Raw genomic sequence first — 22,106 nt, forward strand, 5'->3', positions numbered from 1 at the left:
GCTCATCGCCTTCCTGTCGTACCAGGTCGCCTGGTCGCCGGCCTGAACGCCATGAAGGCGCTGAAGCCGGCCCAGCGGCCCCGCCGTCGCCGCCGCCCCCCGCCTGCACCGCGCCTGCCGCGCAGGGCAATACCCTGGGCGCCGTCATCAAGGCCCATGGCTTCACCAACGAAACCCTGGAATGGAAGGCCTGGCTCGACGTGGTGGACCTGGACAAGGCCACGCCCGAACAGATCGCCGTACTGGAAGAAAGCCACCCCAAGGCCAAGGTTTCGGACTACTACCTGTTCCTCGTCCACCAGCCCGAAATCCTGCGCCAGCGCTCCACCGCCTTCAACGCCATCATGTATGCCCCGGGCGGCATGGCGCGCGCCGAACGCGAACTGGGCGCCACCGTGGTGTCGCGCGTGAACGGCTGCGTCTACTGCGCCTCCGTGCACGCCCAGCGCTTCGAACAGCTCGCCAAGCGCAACGACGTCATCGCCCAGGTCTTCGAAGACCCCGCCACCGCCGGCACCACCGAACGCGAAAAAGCGATCGCCCGCTTCTCCATCCAGATCACCCAGGCGCCCGCCTCCGTCAACGCCGACAGCGTCCAGGCGCTGAAAGACGTCGGCCTGAACGAGGCCGAGATCCTGGACCTGCTGCACTCGGACGCGATCTTTGCCTGGGCTAACCGGCTGATGCTGAACCTGGGCGAGCCGGTGTTTCCGGGGGATTGAGGCGGCCTGCCGCCAGAGCCGGAAGCCCCCGGGACAGGCCGCTTTTGCGGCCTGTCATTTCTGGCGCGCTTCCACCCTTTGCGCCAACAGGTCATAGAACAGGCTTGCCACCGGATTGAGCGCCTTGCCGCGCGGATGAATCAGGCCGATCGTGCGGCTCACCGCCGGGTCGCGCAACGGAATGCTGACCAGCATGCCATGGCCGTCGTCCGGCATTGCCAGGCGCGGAACGACGCCGACGCCCAACCCCGCTTCCACCATGCTGACCAGCGCCGGCACATGCTGCACTTCGCAGAAATGTCGCGGCCTGCCGGCGCTGTGTACGCCAGGCCATGGGGTTGCCGCGCGGACGGGGCGGCGCGGCGGCCCGGGTGCTGGCGGCGTTCGTGGAAAACATGAAACGCAGCGGCTTCGTTGCCCAGGCGCTGGCCCGCCACGGCATCGAAGGGGCTGCGGTCGCGCCGCCCGCGCTGGCCTGAATCCTTCCGGAAGCGGAAACCGCCCGCACTTTCGCTACACTGACGCTTTCCGCCTTTCCCAGCGCCCCGCCCACGCGGGGCGCATTGCCTTGCCCCCATGCCCGAGAAAACCCACGACATCCGCCCCGGCCAGTCGATCGAACTGCTCAAGGCCCTGCACATCCTGACCCGCGACGGCAAGATGAACCAGGACAGCCGCCGCAAGCTGAAGCAGGTCTACCACCTGTTCCAGTTCATTGAACCGCTGCTCAAGGACGTGCAGCAGCGCGGCGCGGTCACCCTGGTGGACCACGGCGCGGGCAAGTCGTACCTGGGCTTCATCCTGTACGACCTGTTCTTCAAGGAACAGCCCGACGCCGCGAAAAGCGGTTCGCGCATCTACGGCATCGAAACGCGCGAAGAACTGGTCAGATCCTCCGAAGAACTGGCCAAACGCCTGGGCTTTGCCGGCATGTCTTTCCTCAACCTGTCGGTGGCGGACTCCATCGCCTCCGACAAGCTGCCCAAGACGGTGGACGTCGTCACCGCCCTGCACGCCTGCAACACCGCCACCGACGACGCCATCCGCTTCGCGCTGGAAAAGAAAGCCAGGCACATCGTCGTCGTGCCCTGCTGCCAGGCCGAAGTGGCCGCCGTGCTGCGCAAGAACAAGGCCAAGGCCCTGGCCGACCCGCTGGCCGAGATCTGGCGGCATCCGCTGCACACGCGGGAATTCGGCAGCCAGATCACCAACGTGCTGCGGTGCCTGCAGCTTGAGGCGCATGGCTATCAGGTCAGCGTGACCGAGCTGGTGGGCTGGGAGCATTCGATGAAAAACGAGCTCATCATCGCGCAGTACAAGAACCTGCCGCGGCGCAAGCCCGCGGAGCGGCTGACGGAGATGCTGGAGCGTATCGGGCTGCAGGAGTTGAAAGACCGTTTTTTCCTGCCGCAGGCGGCGCAGGAATGAAGATCGACAAAGGATCGCAACGCGGTCCTTTGCGTTCTTGAGCACTTGCATGCGCCATCCGCCCGATCCGTTCGCCCCGCCCCGGAAGCAGCGCCCTGCGCGCCCCAACTCGCTTCTGTGGGTGCTTGAGACGCTGGAACGGGACGCCGGCTACGCACGTCGAAAAATGTTCGGCTGCGACGCGGCTTACCTGGACGACGTGCTGTACCTCGTCGTCGCCGACCGCGGCGATCCCTGGAGCGGCGTCCTGGTATGCACGTCCAGAGAACGCCACGCGGCGCTGGCGGCCGACCTCCCCGGCCTGCTGCCGCATCCGGTCCTGGGAAAGTGGCTGTATCTACCGCAGACAGATGAAGATTTCGAGGCCATCTCGGCGAAACTCGCCACGCTTGCGCTGGCGCGAGATGCGCGGATGGGGGTGGCATCCAGGCCGAAGGCGGCGCGGCGCGCGGCCTGGCGGCCATCTCGCTGAAATCGGCTACACGGAAAAGCAGGCGCGCGGGAAGGGACCGGCTCCACAGGGAATGGCGGCGTCGCAGATCCCGATGTGACGATTTCGTCTCTCATCTACAATTCGTGGCCACATTGGCTGCCTGCCGCAGCCGGTCAGCAGTCCACAGGTAGCATGACGCGAGCGAAGACATCCGCCTCCCGGAAGAGAAGTTCCGCTAACAGTAGAAAAACCAGAACGGGCGCCCGGTCGTCCGGACGCGTGACGCGGTTCCTGCGGGCGCTGGCCCTCTCGTCGCTGGCGGGTTTCGGCGCCGGGACGTACATGCTGCATTCGCAATGGCGCATTCCGGCTTCGATTTCCGTTCCGGTTCCGGTTTCGCTGGAGCACCTGCTGGCGCGCCTGGGATGGCCGCCGCGGGAGCACGCCGCGCCGGGCAGGACGCCTGCCGCCGCGCCAACCGCCACGCCGGCCGCGGTGCCGGTCTCGACGCCCAAGGGCCCGCTGGCCCATACGATGTTCGCGGAGTGCCCGCAGTTCTTTCCGGACGCGCGCCCGCCCGTGGTTCCCGCCAGCCAGCAGTTGCGCGAGATCTGTTTCTCCGCGTTCGCCATCCTGCACGACGGCCAGACCAAGACGCCGGTTTTCGTGGCCGAGCGGCTGAACCGCAAGATGCTGGCCGACGGGCAGGGACTGCGCCGCACGGACAAGTTCTACGCCGAGGCGCGGCTGCCGCGCTCGGAGCGCGCCGAGCTCGACGATTACCGCGGTTCGGGTTATTCGCGCGGCCACATGGCGCCGGCGGGAGACATGTCCACGCCGCAGGCCATGGCGCAAAGTTTTTCGCTGGCGAACATGGTGCCGCAGGACCAGACGCACAACGCCGGCGCGTGGAGCCATATCGAGCAGGACACGCGGAAATACGTGATGCGCGCGGCGGGCGACGTGTACGTGTTCACGGGGCCGGTGTACGCCGGCAAGCCCAGGACGATAGGCTCGGGCGTGGCCGTGCCCAGCTATCTGTACAAGGTGGTGTACGACGCCACTACGCACCGCTCCTGGGTGCACTGGCAGGCGAACGCCGCGGGCACCAAGGCGGGTCCCCCGATCAGCTACGACGAATTCGTGCGGCGCACGGGCCTGAACCTGCTGCCGGACAGGGGATGAACCCCGGCGGCGGCCCGTTCCGCCGCAAGGGCCGCCAGCCGCACGAGGCCCCGCCCCCTCACCCGCGCCGCGCGCCTCGATCGCGGCGACGTCGATCTTGCGCATGGTCATCATTGCCTCGAAAGCGCGCTTGGCCGCGGCGGCGTCGGGATCCGCGATCGCTTCCAGCAGCACGCGCGGCGTGATCTGCCAGAACACGCCCCATCTGTCCCGGCACCAGCCGCATCCGATTTCCTGGCCGCCGTTACCGACGATGGCGTTCCACAGCCTGTCGGTTTCGGCCTGGTCTTCGGTGGAGATCTGGAAGGAAAAGGCTTCGGTGTGCTTGACCGACGGGCCGCCGTTCAGGCCCACGCAGGGAATGCCGGCCACGGTGAATTCCACCGTCAGTACGTCGCCCTGTTTGCCGGACGGATAGTCGCCGGGCGAGCGCAAGACCCTGCCCACGGCGCTGTCGGGAAATGTCCGGGCATAAAACTGCGCGGCGTCCAGGGCGTCGCGATCGTACCAGACGCAGATCGTGTTCTTGCTGGCCATTCTGCTTCTCCAATCGATGTGGAACCCGGCCCGCCGGCGGACTGCCCGGCTCGAGGGATGTGCGATACATCGACGATAGCCGCCGGCGGCGCCGGCGCGGGTTACCAAGCTTTGGAAAATGTTGTGCCGTGGCGGGCGGCGGCCAACCGCCTCGCGCTCGGAAAAGAGGCGGCTACCGAAGAGGCGGCCATCGGGCGCGCAAGCGATTTCTAGGGGTATACCCGAGCCAATATTGTGGCCAAAGTGAAATCTACTTAATATTTTTGAAGTGTGATTGAAAAATAAAGACGGATTTCATGAAAACCGACAGCCTGGAAAACGCCCCGGCTTCCGCCGACGACCACGACAAGGCCCTGGGAGAACGCCTGCGAGCGGCGCGGCTGCAGCGGGGACTGAAACTGAAGGACGTGGCCGAGCGCACCGAGATGTCCATCGCGCTCATCAGCCAGGTCGAGCGCGGCGTCAGCTCCCCTTCCATCCGCAGCCTGCGCGCGATCTGCCACGCCCTGGGCATAGACGGCGCCAGCCTGCTGGCTCCCGCCGCGGGCGGCGCGGCCACTGACGAGCAGAACGAATTCACGGTGCGGGCCTCCACGCGCAAACCGCTGAAGCTGGGCAACAACGGCGTCACCAAGTACCGCATCACGCCCGGCAGTTGCGCCACGCTGGAAGGTTTCCTGATGGAACTGGAGCCGGGCGCCGCCTCCGACCCCGGTTTCCTGGTGCAGGCCAGCGACAAGATCGGATACGTGCTGTCCGGCAGGCTGCAGGTCTACGTCGACGACAAATCCTTCCTGCTGGAGGCCGGCGACAGCTACGGCTTTTCCGGCAGCCATCCGTACCGCTGGCAGAACGGCTGGGACCAGAAGACCGTTTTCCTGGTCATCAACAGCACCCACTTCTACGTCTAAGCCCTTCTCCCCCGGTTTCTTCTACGCATTCCGACACATACCAAATGAAAGGCCGGCAGGCGGCCTCGCAAGGGAAAACACGCAATGAATTCCTCCTCAGCATCGATCGGCGTGCGTGCGGCGCGCGTTCCCGCGCGCAAAGGCAAGCTGCGCGACATCGTGGCCGCCAATATCGGCGCCTTCTTCGAGTGGTATGACCTGCTGGTCTATGCGCTGTTCGCGCTGCCGATCTCGCGGCTGTTCTTTCCGGCCGACGATCCGCAGACCGCGCTGCTGTTCAGTTTCCTGACCTTCGCGAGTTCGTACCTGATCCGGCCGGTGGGCGCCGTCCTGCTGGGCATCTACGCCGACAAGAAGGGGCGCAAGGCCGCCCTCTCCCTGACCGCCACGCTGATGCTGATCGGCACCGCGCTGATGGCGCTCATTCCCACCTACGCGACCATCGGCGCCCTGGCGCCGGTCGCGCTGGTGGCGGGCCGCCTGCTGCAGGGCTTTTCGGCGGGCGGCGAGTTCGGCACGGCGAATTCCTACCTCACCGAGCAGAATCCGAAGCTCAAGGCGTTCCTGGCCAGCCTGCAGTTCTCCACCACCGGGCTGGCCCTGGTCGTGTCCGCGCTGTTCGCGTATTTCATCAACCACTACCTGACCCAGGAGCAGGTCGACAGCTGGGGATGGCGCCTGCCCTTCGTGTTCGGCTGCCTGATCGGCCCGGTCGCCCTCTACATCCGTTTCAAGATCGACGAGACGCCCGAGTTCGACGACGAGAAAGCGCAGCGCGCCGCGCCGCTGCGCGAGACGTTCCGCCTGCACAAGCGCTATCTGCTGCTGGGCGCGCTGATCGTGGCGGCGGGCAACGTGGCCAGTTACCTCAACATCTATATGCCGACCTTTGCGATCAACAACCTGGGCATTTCCAAGGACGACGCGTTCGTGGCGTCGATCTGCAGCGGCCTGGTGTGCACCTTCCTGCCGATGCTGGGCGGGCTGGCCGCCGACCGCTACGGCGCGGTCAAGACCATGGCCTGCGCGCTGGTGCTGGGGCTGATCGTCATCGTGCCCACCTTCAGGGTGCTGACGGGCACGCCGTCGTTCGGCTCGCTGGTGCTGTTCCAGTGCCTGATGTCGCTGGTGTTCTACAGCTTCTATTTCGCGCCGGTCGGCTCGCTCCTGGCGCAGCTGTTTCCGACTTCCTGCCGCACCACCGGCGTGTCGATCGCCTACGTGGCTTCGCAGACCTTCTTCGGCGGCATCACGCCGGTGGTGGTGGGCTTCCTGGTGACCCGCACCGGCACGATCATGTCGCCCGCCTACTACCTGATCGCGATCGGCCTTGTCGCCATCGTCGCGCTGGCGAGCGTGCGCGCCCGGGTCCGCTGAACTTCCGATAACCTTTTATACACGCTTGCGCTTCATGGACACCCGCTTACCCTCCCAAGTCGACGTTGCGGTCATCGGCGGCGGCATCATCGGCATCAGCACCGCCTGGTTCCTGGCCCGCGCGGGTCTGCGCGTCGCTGTTTTCGAGAAAGGCGCGATCGCGGGCGAACAGTCGTCGCGCAACTGGGGCTGGATCCGCTCGGTCGGGCGCGACCACCGCGAACTGCCGCTGGCGCTGCGCGCCAACGTTCTGTGGCGCGCATTGCAGCAACAGGCCGACGTAGGGTACCGGCAGCGCGGCCTCGCCTACCTGGGCCGCAACGCCGCAGACATGCAGAGCCACGCCAAATGGCTGGAAGCCGCCCGTCCCTATGCGGTGCCCGCCCGGCTGGTGGATGCGGCGGGCCTGCCCGCCCTGCTCGGCGCAGAGCGCGCGCGACTGGGCCGGCGCGCTCTACAACCCCGAGGACGGCGTGGCCGAACCGCAGCTGGCGACGGCGGCCATCGCCGGCCTGGCGCGCGCGGCGGGCTGCCTGATTTTTGAGAGCTGCGCGGTGCGCGGCCTGGACGTGGCCGCCGGCAAGGTCGGCGGCGTCGTCACCGAGCGCGGCACGGTGGGCGCAGCGGCGGCCGTGCTGGCGGGCGGCGCCTGGTCGCGGCTTTTCTGCGGCAACAGCGGCGTGTCGTTCCCGCAGCTCAAGGTGCACGCGTCCGTGCTGCGCACCACGCCGCTCGACACCGGCATGGACCTGGCCATCAATGGCGGCGATTTCACCTGCCGCAAGCGCGCCGACGGCGGCTATACGGTTTCGCAGCTCGGCGCCTCCACGGCCGACCTGACGCCCGACAGCATCCGCCTCATGCGCCAGTTCCTGCCTGCCTGGATGGCGGAGCGCAAGTACCTGAAGCTGCGGGTGGGCCGGCGCTTCTTCGAAGAGCTGGCGATGCCGCGGCGCTTCGCGCTGGACGCGCCCACGCCTTTCGAGCAGCACCGGATCCTCGACCCGCGGCCCGGCATGGCTGCCATTTCCACGGCCCTGGAAAAGCTCAAGGCGGCCTTTCCCGCCTTCGCGCCGGCCCGGGTCGCCGCCGCCTGGGCCGGAATGATCGACGTCACCCCCGACGCCCTGCCCGTGATGTCCGCGGTCGAGAGCGTGCCGGGGTTCTTCCTGGCGTCCGGATTCTCGGGCCACGGCTTTGGCATCGGCCCCGCCGCCGGCGAGCTGATGAGCGAGCTGGTCCTGGGCAGGACGCCTGCCGTGGACCCCGCCGCCTTCCGTCTGTCGCGCTTCGCATAACCCCTTTTTTCCTTTTTCATGGAGAGCATGCAGTGCCCGACAACAATGCGCGACTGATCCGCTTCGACGGCGGCCCGATGGTCGATCCGGTTCCCGGCAAACCCAAGCAACCGCTGACCGGCGACGCCTCGTTTCTCAGCGTCAAGGCGTTCGATCATCCGAAGGCGCGCGCGGCGTGTGGGAAAGCACCGCGGGCGCCTTCCAGGCCGACAACGCCGGCTATATCGAGTTCGGCTACATCGTCGACGGCGGATGCCGCCTGGTCGATCCGGACGGCGCCGTGCACGAGCTGGCGGCGGGCGACGCGTTCGTCATGCCCGAGGGATACGCCGGCCGCTGGGAAGTGGACCGCTACGTGAAGAAGATCTATTTCATCAGCCTCACCCGATGAGGCCGCCGGGCTATTGCCCGGCCATCAGCTTCTTCCAACCGTCCGGGCCGAGGCGGCGCATCGTGTCGATGTTCTTCTCATAGATCTCCGCGGCGTCGGGAAACGCTTCCACGGCACGGTCGATGCTCGCTTCGCGCAGCAGGTGCAGGATGGGGTATGGCGAGCGGTTGGTGCAGTTTTCGATGTCGTCCGGCTCGGTGCCGGCGAACTGGAAGTCGGGGTGGAAGGTAGCGACCTGCAGTTCGCCTTCCAGCCCCATGCGCTTGAGCAGGCGCTCGGCCCGGGCCTCGAAATCGTTGAAGTCCAGGAAGTCGTCGAGGGCGTCTGGCAGGATGAGCAGCGTGGTATCGATCCGCTGCGGGTCGGCTTCGGCCAGCAGGGCCAGCTCGGTCTGCAGATCGGCCAGCACGCTCTCCTCGTCAGTCGCGTCGCTGACGGCATAGCGAATCTGCTCCTTGACCTGCACCGCCTTGGCGAAGGGACAGAGATTCAGCCCGATGACCGCCGCCGTCACCCAGTGGCGGGTTTCTTCCAGCACGTGATCATAGGCGTCGGAGGTGGAAATCATGAAAGAAGGGTCCGCGGAGAAGACATGGCTGAAATGGCATGGCCGGGCCGCCACGGCGCGCGGCCGTGGCGAACGGCCTGCGCCGGAACGGGTGAGGTTTGCGGTCAGGCCGCCGGCATGGCGGCCATGGTCTGGGCCACGGCGGCGGTGAGCTTCTTGCCGTAGGGCACGTGCAGGAATTCGTTGGGGCCGTGCGCATTGGAGCGCGGGCCCAGCACGCCGCAGACCATGAACTGCGCCTTGGGGAAACCCTTCTGCAGGATGCTCATAAGCGGAATCGTGCCGCCCTGGCCGATGTAGCCGCAAGGCGCGCCGTAGTAGGCTTGCGAGGCGGCGTCCAGGGCCTGGGTCAGCCAGGGCTGCGAGGCCGGGGCGTTCCAGCCGGTGGCCGCGCCCTCGTTGGCCTTGAAGACCACCTTGGCGTTGTATGGCGTGTCGGCTTCGAGCAGGGCCTTGATTTCCTGCGAAGCGGCCACGGCGTCGACCAGCGGCGGCAAGCGCAGCGAAAGCTTGAAGGCCGTGCGCGGACGCAGCACGTTGCCGGCGCTGGAAAGCGGCGGCAGGCCCTCGGCGCCGGTGACCGACAGCGTGGGCCGCCACGTGCGGTTCAGCAGCGCCTCTTCGGGCTCGGTGGTCATGGGCAGCACGAAGCCGCCGTCGGCGCCGCAGCTCCAGGGGAAGCGCCGCCAGACTTCGTCGCCCAGGATGCGCGCGGTGTCGCGCACCTGTTCGATGCGCTCGGCGGGAATCTCGCAATGCAGGCTCCGCGGCAGCAGGCGGCCCGTGGCGCTGTCTTCGAGGCGGTCCAGCAGATGGCGCAGGATGCGGAAGCTGGACGGCACCACGCCGCTGGAGTTGCCCGAGTGCACGCCCTCGTCCAGCACCTGGACCTCCAGCGTGCCCGCCACCATGCCGCGCAGCGACGTAGTCATCCAGAGCTGGTCGTAGTTGCCCGCGCCGGAATCCAGGCAGACCACCAGCGCCACATTGCCCAGGCGGTCGCGCAAGGCGTCGACGTACGGCAGCAGGTCGTAGCTGCCCGATTCTTCACAGGTTTCCACGATGCCCACGCAGCGCGGACGCGGAATGCCCTGCTTGTCCAGCGCCATGATGGCGGTGAGCGAGGCATAGATGGCGTAGCCGTCGTCGGCGCCGCCCCGTCCGTAGAGCTTGCCGTCTTCGTACTTGGGCGTCCAGGGACCGAGGCCGGCGCGCCAGCCCGAGAACTCGGGCTGCTTGTCGAGGTGGCCGTAGAGCAGCACGGTGTCGCCGTTGTCGCTGCGCGTGGCGGGCGCGTCGAAGAAGATGACCGGCGTGCGGCCCGGCAGGCGCACGACTTCGAGTTTGAGGCCGGCGACTTTCTGCGCCTCCACCCATTGCGCCGCGTCGCGCACCACACGGTCGATATAGGCGTTTTTCTCCCAGTCCGCGTCGAACGCGGGGCTCTTGGCCGGTATGGCGATGTAGTCGGTAAGCGCGGGAATGATTTCGCGGTCCCATTTGTCGTCCACGAAAGCTTGCAGAGCCTTGGGATCGAGCGTGGGCGGCAGGGCGTCGTCGGGAAGTCGGGCGTTCATGGCGCGGGGTCCTGGACTGGGAGGGTGGACAAACTGCTATTTTATGCCTGCCCGCGCGCCGCGGGACGCCCTGCCGGCGGATGTGTCCCTTTCCGGGGCGGGAGGGCGGCGACACACCGCCCTCCCCGCATCAGGCCCCGATCAGCGCCGGCTCGCCGCGCGCAGCGCGGGCGCATCGGCCTCGATGACACGTCCGCTGCCGAGCCTGAAGACGGCCACGGCTTCGCGCAGTTTCTGGGCCTGGGCTTCCAGCGAGGCGGCCGAGGCTGCGGCCTGTTCCACCAGGGCGGCGTTCTGCTGGGTAACGCCGTCCATCTGGGAGACGGCCTGGTTCACCTGTTCGATGCCGCGCGACTGCTCGTCGGACGCGCTGGATATCTCGCTGATGATGCCGGTGACGCGGCGCACGGAGCTGACGATTTCCTGCATGGTGGCGCCGGCCGATTCGACCTGCTCCGAGCCCACCGATACTTTTTGCACCGAGTCGTCGATGAGGGTCTTGATTTCCTTGGCGGCCTGGCCGCTGCGCTGCGCCAGCGCGCGGACTTCGCTCGCGACCACGGCAAAGCCCTTGCCCTGTTCGCCCGCGCGCGCCGCCTCTACGGCGGCATTGAGCGCCAGGATGTTGGTCTGGAAGGCGATGCCGTCGATCACGCCCACGATGTCGGCGATACGGTTGGAGCTGTCCGCGATGGCGCGCATGGTGCCCACCACTTCGCCCACGGCGCGGCCGCCGCGCGCCGCCACGTCGGAGGCGGCCTCGGCCAGTTGCGCGGCATTGCGCGAACTGTCGGCATTGTTTTTCACGGTGGAGGCGAGCTCGTCCATGCTGGCGGCGGTTTCTTCCAGCGAGGCAGCCTGCTCTTCGGTGCGCGACGACAGGTCGATGTTGCCGGCGGCGATTTCACGCGCGCCCGTGTGGATTTCCTCTACCCCCTCGCGCACGGCCGACACGGTGCGCGACAGGCTGTCCTGCATGCGCTTGACGGCCGCGTACAGCACGCCGATTTCGTTGTTGCCGCGCTGCGGGATGTGGTTGGTGAGATCGCCGCCGGCGATGCGGTCGAACAGGCTGCCCGCCTCGCGCAGCGGACGGAAGACCGAGCGCGTGAAAAGGGCATACAGGCAGACGACGATGAAAGCCACGACCACCAGCACGCCCACGAGCAGGCCGATCGCGCCGCCGATGCGGGAGGAGGCGTCGTGCGCCACTTGCTGGCCCACGCGGTCGGCATAGTCGGCGTATTTCTGGATGGCCTGGGTGAAGGTGATGCCCAGCGGCGTGACCTTGTCCAGGTTGAGGCGGCCGGCCTCGTCGGCGCGGCCGGCGCGGATGGCCGCCACCATGGGGGTGATGGCTTCGCGGCTGTAGACGTCGTAGGCCGCGAGGGCCGCTTCGTACAACGGCTTGCCTTCGGCCGACGTCTCGGGCGTGCCGCGCGCGAGCTGGATCAGGTCGCCGGCCTTCTTGAGGTAGCCATCCAGGCGCTGCATGCTGGCCAGCTTGTCGATGCTCTTGCCTTCCATGAGCGTGGTCTGGGCGGCGAGCAGCACCAGGCGGGCGCGCAGCAGCTCGGAGCCCGCGTCGTCGATGGCGTTGGCGCGCACGAGGTTGGTGTCCAGCAGCACCTCGATGGAGTTGCGGTTGGAGGTCAGTTGTTGATAGACGGCGATGCCGACGAGAAGAAAGAGCGCGAAAAACAACCCCAGGGCCGAGGTCAGGATCGCGCGGATACTCAGGTTCTTGAACATGAAAGAAAGCGCTCCGGGTTGGCGAAAAGCAGACGCGGAGGCAGAAGCAAGCGAGGGCGGGCGTCGCGCCAAAAGCGCCCCATGAAAACCATGGGCGCACCTCCAGATACGATGCTTGGGAACCCACGCCGTTTTCAACGGGACGGACGGGATACGGATTGCTGCGCGCTTGAAGCGCCAGCGCGGCTGTTGCAGCTATAACGGTCCATGCAATGAAAAGTTAAATATCTCATTAGCTTGCATGTACGGTTGCGCGGCGCGCCCGAAACGAAAAGCCCGCCGGCGTGGCGCGCCGGCGGGCTTCTGCCCGCAAGAGAGGCGGATGGCGTACTGCGCCCGTTACTTCAACCAGGCGCGCGCGTTGCGGAAGATGCGCATCCAGGGGCTGAACTGGCCGCCGCTGTCGGCGGAGCCCCACTTGGCGGGTGCCCAGGACATCATCACGTTGCGGGTGACGCGTTCGGGGTGCGGCATCATGACGGTGAAGCGGCCGTCGGCCGTGGTGACGGCGGTCAGGCCGCCGGGGCTGCCGTTGGGGTTGAAGGGATAGGCTTCCGTGGCCCGGCCGTAATTGTCGATGTAGCGAGCGGCGGCAAGCACGCGGCTCGGGTCGCCCTGCTGGGAGAAATCGGCATAGCCTTCGCCGTGGGCCACGGCCACCGGAATGCGGGCGCCTTGCATGCCGGCGAAGAAGATGGACGGCGACTCGGCCACCTCGACCATGGACAGGCGCGCCTCGTACTTCTCGGACTGGTTGCGGGTGAAGCGCGGCCAGTGCTCGGCGCCGGGGATCATGGGCGTCAGCGCGGCCATCATCTGGCAGCCGTTGCACACGCCCAGCGCGAAGGTGTCGGGCCGCGAGAAATAGGCGGAGAACTGGTCGGAGAGCTTGCCGTTGAACCGGATGGTGCGGGCCCACCCCTCGCCCGCGCCCAGCACGTCGCCATAGCTGAAGCCGCCCACGGCCACCAGGCCCTGCATGCCGGCCAGGTCGATGCGGCCGGCCAGCAGGTCGGTCATGTGGACGTCGATGGCCTCGAAGCCGGCGGTATCGAAGGCCCAAGCCATCTCGACCTGGCTGTTGCAGCCCTGTTCGCGCAGGATGGCCACGCGCGGACGCTTGCCCGAGGCGATGAACGGGGCGGCGATGTCTTCTTGCGGGTCGAACGCCACCGAGGGGGTCATGCCGGGATCCTGGGCGTCGTTCCAGACGTCGAACTCGGCCTGGGCGCAGGCCGGATTGTCGCGGCGCGTCATGATGCGGTAGGACACCTCGCTCCAGGCGCGCGCGAGCCCGGCGCGCGGCTGGCCCCAGACCTTCTTGCCGTCGCGGAAGAATTCGATTTCGTCGGCGGCGTTCAAGCCGCCGATGACGTGCGAGTGCGCCGACAGGCCGGCGCCGCGCAGCACCTGCATGACCGCGTCGCGCTCGGAAGCCGGCACCTGGATGACGGCGCCCGCCTCTTCCGAGAACAGCGCCTTGAGCGTGAGTTCGTCGCGCTGCACGGCCACCTGCTCGGGGCGGATCTTGTAGTCGCCCCAATCGGCCGATTGCGGGTCGAACGTGAGCATGTCGAGGTTGACCGAGATGCCGGTGCGGCCCGCGAAGGCCATTTCGGCCAGGGTGGCGAACAGGCCGCCGTCGGAGCGGTCGTGGTAGGCCAGCAGCGTGCCGGCCTCGGCCAGCGTGCGGATGGTGACGAAGAAGGCGCGCAGGTCTTGCGGCGCATCGATGTCGGGGACCGTCTGGCCGACCTGGTTGTAGACCTGGGCCAGGATGGAGCCGCCCATGCGGTGGCGTCCGCGGCCGAGGTCGATGAGGATGAGCACGCTGTCGCCGGCATCGGTGCGCAATTGCGGCGTGAGGCTGGCACGCACATCGCCCACGGGCGCGAAGGCCGTGACGATGAGCGACACGGGCGCCACGACCTGACGCTGCTCGCCGTCCTGCTCCCAGGTGGTCTTCATGGAGAGGGAGTCCTTGCCCACGGGGATGGACAGCCCCGTGGCCTGGCACAGCTCGCTGACGGCGGAAACCGTGTCGTAGAGCGCGGCATCCTGGCCCTGCACGCCGCAGGCGGCCATCCAGTTGGCAGAGAGCTTGATGTCTTCGAGGCGGGCCACGTCGGCGGCCGCCAGGTTGGTGAGCGCCTCGGCCACGGCCATGCGGCCGGACGCCGGGGCGTCGAGCATGGCGATGGGCGTGCGCTCGCCCATGGCCATGGCTTCGCCGCGGAACCCTTCGTAGTCGGCCAGGGTGACGGCGCAGTCGGCCACCGGCACCTGCCACGGGCCGACCATCTGGTCGCGGCTGGAAAGGCCGCCCACGGTGCGGTCGCCGATGGTGATGAGGAAGGTCTTGTTGGCCACCGCGGGATGGCGCAGCACGCGGTACGCGGCTTCGGTGAGGTCGATGCCGGCGAGGTCCAGGGGGCCGGACACGCCGGGCAGGCGCCGGACGTCGCGCGTCATGCGGGGCGGCTTGCCCAGGATGACGTCGATGGGCACGTCCACCGGGCGCACTTCGCTCTCGCCCTGCGGTCGGACGTCGTCCAGGCCCGGCAGCCCTTCGCCGTCCACCACGCGCAACTGGCGCTCTTCGGTGGCCACGCCGACCACGGCATACGGACAGCGCTCGCGGCGCGCGATGGCGTCGAAGCGTTCCAGGTCTTGCGGCAAGATGGAGAGGACGTAGCGCTCCTGCGACTCGTTGCTCCAGATTTCGGCGGGCGACAGGCCCGATTCTTCGAGCGGCACGCGCTTCAGGTCGAACACGGCGCCGCGGCCCGCGTCGTTGACGAGCTCGGGAAAGGCGTTGGACAGCCCGCCCGCGCCCACGTCGTGGATGGCCAGGATGGGGTTGCGCTCGCCCTGCTGCCAGCAGCGGTCGATGACCTCCTGGGCGCGGCGTTCGATTTCGGGGTTGCCGCGCTGGACGGAGTCGAAGTCGAGTTCGGCGGAGTTGCTGCCCATGCTGATGCTGGAGGCCGCGCCCCCGCCCATGCCGATGCGAAAGCCCGGGCCGCCGAGCTGGATCAGCAGCGCGCCCGGCGGAATGATCTCCTTGCGCGTGAGGCCGGCGTCGATGCTGCCCAGGCCGCCGGCGATCATGATGGGCTTGTGGTAGCCCCAGCGCACGCCCCCGGCGGTCTGTTCGAAGGTGCGGAAATAGCCTAGCAGGTTCGGCCGGCCGAATTCGTTGTTGAAGGCCGCGCCGCCGATGGGGCCGTCGATCATGATGGACAGCGGCGAGGCGATGCGCTCCGGCAGACCGTGGTGGTCGGCCTCCCAGGGCTGGAGGGCGTCGTCGAAGCGCAGATGCGAGACGGTGAAGCCGGTAAGGCCGGCCTTGGGCTTGGAGCCGCGGCCGGTGGCGCCCTCGTCGCGGATTTCGCCGCCGGCGCCGGTGGAAGCGCCCGGAAACGGCGCGATGGCGGTGGGATGGTTGTGGGTTTCCACCTTCATGAGGGTATGGACGACGGTGTCGCGACGCACGTAGCGGGCGGCCTCGGCGCCCTCGCCCGCCACGCCCGGCACCCCGGCCTGGAAGCGCTGGGCCGCGCCGCCTTCCATGATGGCGGCGTTGTCGGAATAGGCCACCACGGTGCCGGCCGGCTGCGCCTTGTGGGTGGCGCGGATCATGCCGAACAGCGTGTCGGGCTGCTCCTGGCCGTCGATGACCCACTGGGCGTTGAAGATCTTGTGGCGGCAGTGCTCGCTGTTGGCCTGCGCGAACATCATGAGCTCGACGTCGGTGGGATTGCGCCCCAGATCGCCGAAGGACTTGGCGAGGTATTCGATTTCGTCGTCGGACAGGGCCAGGCCCAGGGCGGTGTTGGCTTCCTCGAGCGCCTGCGCGCCGCGCGACTGCACGTCGACGGTGCGCATGGGCTTGCCCGCCAGCGGCTCGAACAGCGCGCGGCCATCGAAACCGGCGTCGACCACGGTTTCGGTCATGCGGTCGTGCAGGCAGGCGGCCGCGCGGGCCAGCATGTCGGCGTCAAAGGACCTGGCGCCCAGCAGGCCGCGCTCGGGGGTGAGCAGGTAGCGCACGCCGCGCTCGATGCGGCGCACCGCCGACAGCCCGCAGTTGTGGGCGATGTCGGTGGCCTTGCTGGCCCAGGGGGAAATCGTGCCCAGGCGCGGAATGACGAGCAGGGCCAGGCTCTTGGCCGAAGGCTGCCCGGCCTCGGAGGGCGTGCCGTAGTCCAGCAACTGGACGAGCCGCTGCTGCTCCTCGGCCGACAGGGCGGCGTCGGTATGGACGAAGTGCTCGTAGCGGGCGGAAATGTCGGCCACCGGCAGGCCGGCTCCCTTCAGTTGCGCCAGCAGGCGCTCGCGGCGGAAGGAGGACAGGACGGAGGAACCGGGCAGATGCTGAACTAGGGACACGATGCGGGCGCCGTAATGGGATGGGTGCAAAACAAAGATTTTACCCGTTCAGGGGTTTTCCCGGATTCGTATTTGCCGAGGGCCCGGCGGGATGCCCCGGGGTTCTGTTACAAAAGAATTCCGCCGCGCCGCCAGTTCGATATTGCGACGCAACAATGCCGCATTTACCAGTGCGATGGGGTTGTTTTAATCCCGGCAACCCGCCCGAGAGCCACCGTCTTGCGGCAACGCAACATGTTGCGCCCGGCGCGAAACACGGGAAAACACGAACTAACGCGCCCGGCGGGCGACGGTAGGATGCAGCGACCCTATTAAAAAGAGACAAACCGCGCCGCGGCGCGCTGGCTGCAACCCTCATGTCCCGCCCCGAAGCTCCCGACGAGCCCGTCGAACCGATCATCCCTCCCGAGACCGACCCCGAAGTAAAAGTGCCGCTGGCCATCGAAGACTGGCTGGCCGTGGGCGTGCTGGGCCTCCTGGCCGTCATTACCTTCCTGAACGTGCTGGTGCGGTACTTCACCGACCAGTCGTTCGCCTGGACGGAAGAGATTTCCGTGTTCCTGCTGATCGTGCTCACCATGGCGGGCGGCAGCATGGCCTTCGTGCGCAATCACCACATCCGCATCGAGATCCTGGCCGACTCCGGCTCCGCGCGCCGCCAGCGCATCATGGCGCTGTGGGCCAACGGCTTCGTGCTGCTGTTCTTTGCGCTGCTCACCGTGCTGTCGGTGAAGCTGGTGATGGACGAGTTCACCTACGAGGAAACCTCGCCCGCCATCGGCGTGCCGACCTGGTGGTATTCGATCTGGCTGCCCGTGATGGCGGCGGCGATTTCGCTGCGCACGCTGGGCACCCTGCGCCGCCTGGCAAGGGGCGGCCAATGATCGCCACCCTGCTTTTCGCGGTCTTCATCCTGCTCATGCTCATCGGCGTGCCGGTGGGCGTGGCGCTGGGCATCGGCGGCACGGTGGCCATCGTGCTGTCCAACCTGGACACGCCCTGGTATGGGCTGCTGACGGTGCCGCAGAATTTTTACGCGGGCCTGGCCAAGTATCCGCTGCTGGCGATTCCCATGTTCGTGCTGGTGGGCTCGATCTTCGACCGCTCGGGCGTGGCCAAGCGGCTGGTGGATTTCGCCATTGCCATCGTCGGGCGCGGTCCGGGCATGCTGCCCCTGGTGTCGATCGCGGTGGCGATGTTCTTGGGCGGCATCTCGGGCTCGGGCCCGGCCTGCGCGGCCGCGGTGGGCGCGGTGATGATCTCCGCCATGTCGCGCGCCGGCTACCCCGGCGCGTTCTCGGCCTCGGTAGTGGCCGCGGGCGCCGCCACCGACATCCTGATCCCGCCGTCGGTAGCGTTCATCATCTATTCGGTGCTGGTGCCGGCGGCTTCGGTGCCCGCGCTGTTCGCCGCGGGGATGGTGCCCGGCGTGCTGGCCGGCATCGCGCTCATCGTGCCGGCCGTATGGCTGTCGCGCAAGCACAGGATGGGTGCGCTGGAGGCCCACCTTCCCCGCCCGCCTTTCTGGCGCAGCCTGCGCGAGGCGTCCTGGGGCCTGGCCGCGCCCGTGCTCATTCTGGGCGGCATGCGGCTGGGCTGGTTCACGCCCACCGAGGCCGCGGTGGTGGCGGTGTTCTATGGCCTCTTCGTGGGGATGTGCATCCACCGCACCATCAAGATCCGCGATCTGTTCGTGATCCTGCGCGAGGCGGCCGAGCTGTCGGCCGTCATCATGATGGTGGTGACGCTGGCCGGCATTTTCGCCTGGGCGCTGTCCACGCTCAGCGTGATCGATCCCATTACCCACGCCATCGTGAATTCGGGCCTGGGCGAATGGGGCGTGCTGGCGCTGCTGATCCTGCTGCTGATGACGGTGGGCATGTTCCTGGACGGCATTTCGATCTTCCTGATCTTCGTGCCGCTGCTCACGCCCATCGCCAATGCGTATGGCTGGGATCCGGTATGGTTCGGCGTGATTCTCACTCTGAAGGTGGCGCTGGGACAGTTCACGCCGCCGCTGGCCGTGAACCTGATGGTGTCCTGCCGCATCGCCCGCGTACCCATGGAAGCCACCGTGCGCTGGGTGGTCTGGCTGCTGGGCGCGATGTTCCTGGTGCTGGTCGCGGTGCTGGCTTTTCCGCAACTGGCGCTGTGGCTGCCGCACAAGCTGGGCTATTGAACCCATGCCCGTCCTATTACGACTACAGACTGCAAAGAGGAGACCTGCCATGAAATTCCGCACCCTGATCGGCGCCGCGCTGTGCGCCGCCTTCGCCGCCACGGCTCCGGCCCAGGCGCAAAACTACAAGTCCGAATACAAGCTGTCCATCGTCGTCGGCACCTCGTTCCCGTGGGGCCAGGGCGCCGAGATCTGGTCCAAGCTGGTGCGCGAGCGCACCGACGGCCGCATCAACATCAAGGTCTACCCCGGCACCTCGCTGGTGCAGGGCGACCAGACCCGCGAATTCACCGCCATCCGCCAGGGCGTGATCGACATGGCCGTGGGCTCCACGATCAACTGGTCGCCGCAGGTCAAGCAGCTCAACCTGTTCTCCCTGCCCTTCCTGATGCCGGACTACGCCGCCATCGACTCGCTGGTGCAAGGCGAAGTGGGCAAGGAAATGTTCAAGTACATCGAGAAGGCCGGCGTGGTGCCGCTGGCCTGGGGCGAAAACGGCTACCGGCAGCTCAGCAACTCCAAGCACGAGATCAAGCGGCCCGAAGACATGAAGGGCCTGAAGCTGCGCGTGGTGGGCTCGCCGCTGTACATCGACACCTTCACCGCGCTGGGCGCCAACCCCACCCAGATGAGCTGGGCCGACGCGCAGCCCGCGCTGGCCAGCGGCGCGGTCGACGGCCAGGAAAACCCCCTGTCGATCTACACCGGATCCAAGCTCTACACTGTGGGCCAGAAATACCTGACGCTCTGGAACTACGTGGCCGATCCGCTCATCTTCGTGGTGAACCGCGAAGTGTGGAATTCGTGGTCCGAGAAAGACCGCGAAATCGTCCGCCAGGCCGCGCTGGACGCCGGCAAGCAGGAGATCGTGATCGCGCGCAAGGGCGTAACGCCGGAAGATCCGTCGCTGCTCAAGGAAATCGCCGGCCACGGCGTCACCGTGACCGAACTCTCCAAGGCCGATCACGAGGCATTCGTGGCCGCGACCAAGCCGGTCTACGACAAGTGGAAGAAACAGATCGGCGAGGACCTGGTCAGCAAGGCCGAGAAAGCCATCGCCGCCCGCAAGCAGTAAGGCAGTAGGCGGACCCCGAACCGACAAGCAGCAAGCCCCAGGGGAACGGCGGCGCAAGCCGCCACGCCGGGCAGGGACGCCAGATCCCGCCCTCCATGACGGGCGCCGGCCACAAGCCGGCGCCCGTTACCTTTCTTACCGCCGGGCTGCCCCAAGGCAAAAGCGCCCCCGCGGGGCGGCAGGCCCGCACAGCGGACGCGGCGTCGGGACATCTATTTCATTGCGCTTCGCGCCCGGCGGCGGGCGTCATCACATGCGCTCGGGGTAGCGCACTTCCAGGATGTCCAGCTCCTCCACGCCGCCCGGGGTGCGCAGCACCACGGTGTCGCCTTCCCTGGCCTTGAGCAGCGCGCGCGCCACGGGGGAAATCCAACTGATCCGGCCCGCCAGCGGCTCGGCCTCGTCCACGCCCACGATGGTGACGGTGTGCTCCTCGCCCGCCTTGTCCGAGTACAGCACGGTGGCGCCGAAGAAAACCTGGTCGCGGTTGGGCTGCAGCGCCGGATCGACCACCTCGGCGATATCCAGGCGCTTGGTGAGGAAACGCATGCGGCGGTCGATTTCGCGCAGGCGCTTCTTGCCGTAGAGGTAGTCGCCGTTTTCCGAGCGGTCGCCGTTGGAGGCGGCCCACGACACCACTTGCACCACGGCCGGGCGCTCTACGTTCATGAGGCGCGCCAGTTCGCCGCGCAGCTTTTCGTAGCCCTCGGGCGTCATGTAGTTCTTGGTGCCCGCCGGCAGCGCCTGGGCCTGCGGCAGGTCGTCGTCGTCCTCGCGGTCGGATTCTTTGACAAAGGCTTTGTTCATGATTCGGACGGTGGGCGCAGCGGGCTGCGCAAGCAAAAAAGCGGCGTGGCGACCCGGCGCCGCGGTCCTATAGCCAGTCTTGCCAGACGGGCTTGAGATCGGGCGGCAGCGGCGGCAGGCGGCCGAGATCGGCGCGGCTTTCGGTGGGACTGTGAAAGTCGGATCCGCGCGAGGCCAGAAAACCGTAGCGGCGCGCCACATCCGCGTAGCGGCGGGCGTCTTCGGGCGTATGGCTGCCGGTGGTGACTTCGATGCCCTCCCCGCCCAGGTCGAGGAATTCGTCGAACAGGGCGGCGAACTGGAGAGGCGTGTACTTGTAGCGGCCTGGATGGGCGATGACGGCCATGCCGCCGGCGCCGCGTATCCAGCCCACGGCCTCGGCCAGGGTAGCCCATTGCATGGGCACGTGGCCCGGGCAATCGTCGCCCAGGAACTTGTTGAAAACCGTCTGCACGTCGGGGCAGTAGCCGGCCTCGACCAGGTAGCGGGCGAAATGCGTGCGGCTGATGAGCTCGGGGTTGCCCGCGAACGGCAAGGCGCCCTCGTACGCGCCCGGCATGCCCATGCCGGCCAGGCGCTCGCCCATGCGGCGGGCGCGGTCGGCGCGGCCGGCGCGCGTCTTGCGCAGGCCTTCGACGAGCGCGGTGTTGGAAGGGTCGAATCGCAGGCCCACGATGTGCACCGTGTGGCCGGCCCAGGTCACGGAGATTTCGACGCCGGGCACGAAGCGCATGTCGACTTCGCGCGCGGCCTTGGCCGCCTCGGCCAGGCCGCCGACCTCGTCGTGGTCGGTGAGGGCCCAGACGTCCACGCCATTGGCGTGCGCGCGCAGCGCCACCTCGCGCGGCGCGAGCGCGCCGTCCGAGACGGTGGAATGGCAATGCAGGTCGACATTGGGGCCAGCGCTTTTCATGAGGCTATTGTAGAGAAGCTCCGGCGGCGTGGATAGCGCGGCCGCCTCTCAGTCTTCGAGCAGGAAAGCCGCCACCGGCCCGACCTGGGCCGGGTCCATGAGCGTGGGCGCGTGGCCCACGCCGTCGACCTCGTGCACCCGCGCGCCCGGGTTGCGCTTGAGCATGTCCTCGACCGTCTCGCGCGACAGCAGGTCGGACTGCGCCCCCCGCACGATGAGAATGGGGCAGTCCAGCGCATCGTAGGCGCGCCACAGTATCTGCTCGCCCGCGGAAAGCGCCTGCGCGCTCTGCGCCGCGATGGGCCTGGCCAACGCCAGGTCGTAGTGCTTGACCCACTTGCCGCCGCGCTCCACGTAGACGTGCCGGCCCAGCTCGCGCCATTGTGCGTCGGTGTGGGGGCCGAACGTCTCGGAAGCGGCGCGCATCGCGGCGATCGCCTGTTCCAGGGAATCGAACTCGCCGGGCTGGCCCACGTAGCCGCCGATGCGGACCAGCGCACGCGCCTCCAGCCGGGGGCCGACGTCATTGAGCACCATTTTGTCGAAGCGCAGCCCCTGGTC

At 67.7% G+C, this 22,106-nt stretch carries 17 protein-coding genes and 5 pseudogenes; 13 read left to right on the plus strand and 9 right to left on the minus strand.

Features of this window, described 5'->3' with window-relative positions; translation table 11 throughout:
* Window positions 1–722: pseudogene (locus tag AD428_RS06555) on the plus strand (peroxidase-related enzyme); the annotation flags it as partial.
* Window positions 723–776: 54 nt separating this feature from the next.
* Here AD428_RS06555 and AD428_RS06560 read toward each other — a convergent pair.
* Window positions 777–1,022 (minus strand): annotated as a pseudogene (locus AD428_RS06560) (LysR substrate-binding domain-containing protein); the annotation flags it as partial.
* A 20-nt stretch (window positions 1,023–1,042) separates the two neighbouring features.
* Here AD428_RS06560 and AD428_RS24500 point away from each other — a divergent pair.
* The 4 genes and pseudogenes from AD428_RS24500 to AD428_RS06575 form a co-directional block, all read left to right on the plus strand.
* Window positions 1,043–1,201 (plus strand): annotated as a pseudogene (locus tag AD428_RS24500) (ABC transporter substrate-binding protein); the annotation flags it as partial.
* Between the two features lie 97 nt (window positions 1,202–1,298).
* Entirely contained in the window at window positions 1,299–2,150 is an 852-nt protein-coding gene (locus AD428_RS06565) for a class I SAM-dependent methyltransferase (protein WP_053244594.1), read from the plus strand.
* 49 nt (window positions 2,151–2,199) lie between these two features.
* On the plus strand, window positions 2,200–2,622 hold the full coding sequence (locus AD428_RS06570; protein WP_053244595.1) for a hypothetical protein: 423 nt from the start codon (window positions 2,200–2,202) through the stop codon (window positions 2,620–2,622).
* Between the two features lie 153 nt (window positions 2,623–2,775).
* Window positions 2,776–3,768 carry a DNA/RNA non-specific endonuclease gene (locus tag AD428_RS06575; RefSeq protein ID WP_082308295.1) on the plus strand — a complete coding sequence of 331 codons (993 nt, stop codon included), beginning with the start codon at window positions 2,776–2,778 and terminating at the stop codon, window positions 3,766–3,768.
* A gap of 60 nt (window positions 3,769–3,828) precedes the next feature.
* Here AD428_RS06575 and AD428_RS24505 read toward each other — a convergent pair.
* Window positions 3,829–4,305, minus strand: a pseudogene (locus AD428_RS24505) (VOC family protein); the annotation flags it as partial.
* A gap of 296 nt (window positions 4,306–4,601) precedes the next feature.
* On the opposite strand from AD428_RS24505, the gene AD428_RS06585 reads away from it, so the two are divergent.
* From AD428_RS06585 to AD428_RS06600, 5 genes and pseudogenes are all read left to right on the plus strand, one after another.
* Window positions 4,602–5,216: a helix-turn-helix domain-containing protein gene (locus AD428_RS06585; RefSeq protein WP_053244597.1), complete on the plus strand. Its 615-nt coding sequence runs from the start codon at window positions 4,602–4,604 to the stop codon at window positions 5,214–5,216.
* An 84-nt stretch (window positions 5,217–5,300) separates the two neighbouring features.
* Window positions 5,301–6,593 (plus strand): MFS transporter, encoded by a 1,293-nt coding sequence (locus AD428_RS06590; protein ID WP_053244598.1) that lies wholly within the window; start codon window positions 5,301–5,303, stop codon window positions 6,591–6,593.
* Between the two features lie 34 nt (window positions 6,594–6,627).
* On the plus strand, window positions 6,628–7,137 hold the full coding sequence (locus tag AD428_RS29325; protein WP_369798712.1) for an NAD(P)/FAD-dependent oxidoreductase: 510 nt from the start codon (window positions 6,628–6,630) through the stop codon (window positions 7,135–7,137).
* Window positions 7,067–7,891 carry an NAD(P)/FAD-dependent oxidoreductase gene (locus tag AD428_RS06595; protein WP_369798713.1) on the plus strand — a complete coding sequence of 275 codons (825 nt, stop codon included), beginning with the start codon at window positions 7,067–7,069 and terminating at the stop codon, window positions 7,889–7,891. Before AD428_RS29325 ends, AD428_RS06595 begins: the two co-directional genes overlap by 71 nt.
* A 32-nt stretch (window positions 7,892–7,923) precedes the next feature.
* A pseudogene (locus AD428_RS06600) lies at window positions 7,924–8,282 on the plus strand (cupin domain-containing protein).
* 10 nt (window positions 8,283–8,292) lie between these two features.
* Here AD428_RS06600 and AD428_RS06605 read toward each other — a convergent pair.
* The 4 genes from AD428_RS06605 to purL all read right to left on the minus strand — a co-directional run bounded on the left by AD428_RS06605 (window position 8,293) and on the right by purL (window position 16,571).
* Window positions 8,293–8,850: a DUF1415 domain-containing protein gene (locus tag AD428_RS06605; RefSeq protein ID WP_053244607.1), complete on the minus strand. Its 558-nt coding sequence runs from the start codon at window positions 8,848–8,850 to the stop codon at window positions 8,293–8,295.
* A 104-nt stretch (window positions 8,851–8,954) separates the two neighbouring features.
* Window positions 8,955–10,427 (minus strand): M20 family metallopeptidase, encoded by a 1,473-nt coding sequence (locus AD428_RS06610; protein WP_053244599.1) that lies wholly within the window; start codon window positions 10,425–10,427, stop codon window positions 8,955–8,957.
* Window positions 10,428–10,568: 141 nt separating this feature from the next.
* Entirely contained in the window at window positions 10,569–12,179 is a 1,611-nt protein-coding gene (locus tag AD428_RS29085) for a methyl-accepting chemotaxis protein (RefSeq protein WP_304438927.1), read from the minus strand.
* Window positions 12,180–12,518: 339 nt separating this feature from the next.
* Window positions 12,519–16,571: a phosphoribosylformylglycinamidine synthase gene (purL, locus tag AD428_RS06620; protein WP_053244608.1), complete on the minus strand. Its 4,053-nt coding sequence runs from the start codon at window positions 16,569–16,571 to the stop codon at window positions 12,519–12,521.
* Between the two features lie 356 nt (window positions 16,572–16,927).
* Here purL and AD428_RS06625 point away from each other — a divergent pair, with 356 nt between their 5' ends.
* Genes AD428_RS06625 through AD428_RS06635 form a run of 3 tightly spaced genes read left to right on the plus strand, consistent with a single transcriptional unit; the run spans window position 16,928 to window position 19,825 of the window.
* Window positions 16,928–17,455 (plus strand): TRAP transporter small permease, encoded by a 528-nt coding sequence (locus tag AD428_RS06625; RefSeq protein WP_053244600.1) that lies wholly within the window; start codon window positions 16,928–16,930, stop codon window positions 17,453–17,455.
* On the plus strand, window positions 17,452–18,750 hold the full coding sequence (locus tag AD428_RS06630) for a TRAP transporter large permease (protein WP_053244601.1): 1,299 nt from the start codon (window positions 17,452–17,454) through the stop codon (window positions 18,748–18,750). Before AD428_RS06625 ends, AD428_RS06630 begins: the two co-directional genes overlap by 4 nt.
* Window positions 18,751–18,799: 49 nt before the next feature.
* Window positions 18,800–19,825, plus strand: coding sequence for a DctP family TRAP transporter solute-binding subunit (locus AD428_RS06635; protein ID WP_053244602.1), 1,026 nt, complete (start codon window positions 18,800–18,802; stop codon window positions 19,823–19,825).
* A 249-nt stretch (window positions 19,826–20,074) separates the two neighbouring features.
* Here the strand turns inward: AD428_RS06635 and greB are convergent, their stop codons facing one another.
* The 3 genes from greB to AD428_RS06650 all read right to left on the minus strand — a co-directional run.
* A complete protein-coding gene (greB, locus tag AD428_RS06640) occupies window positions 20,075–20,632 on the minus strand; it encodes a transcription elongation factor GreB (RefSeq protein WP_053244603.1) in 558 nt (185 codons plus the stop codon).
* A 67-nt stretch (window positions 20,633–20,699) separates the two neighbouring features.
* Complete coding sequence (locus AD428_RS06645; protein ID WP_053244604.1) at window positions 20,700–21,545, minus strand: 3',5'-nucleoside bisphosphate phosphatase; 846 nt, start codon at window positions 21,543–21,545, stop codon at window positions 20,700–20,702.
* A 48-nt stretch (window positions 21,546–21,593) separates the two neighbouring features.
* Window positions 21,594–22,106, minus strand: a 513-nt coding sequence (locus AD428_RS06650; RefSeq protein WP_152968005.1) for an alpha/beta fold hydrolase, incomplete at its 5' end; no start/stop codon positions are given.

The sequence above is a fragment of the Achromobacter sp. DMS1 genome, from assembly GCF_001270295.1.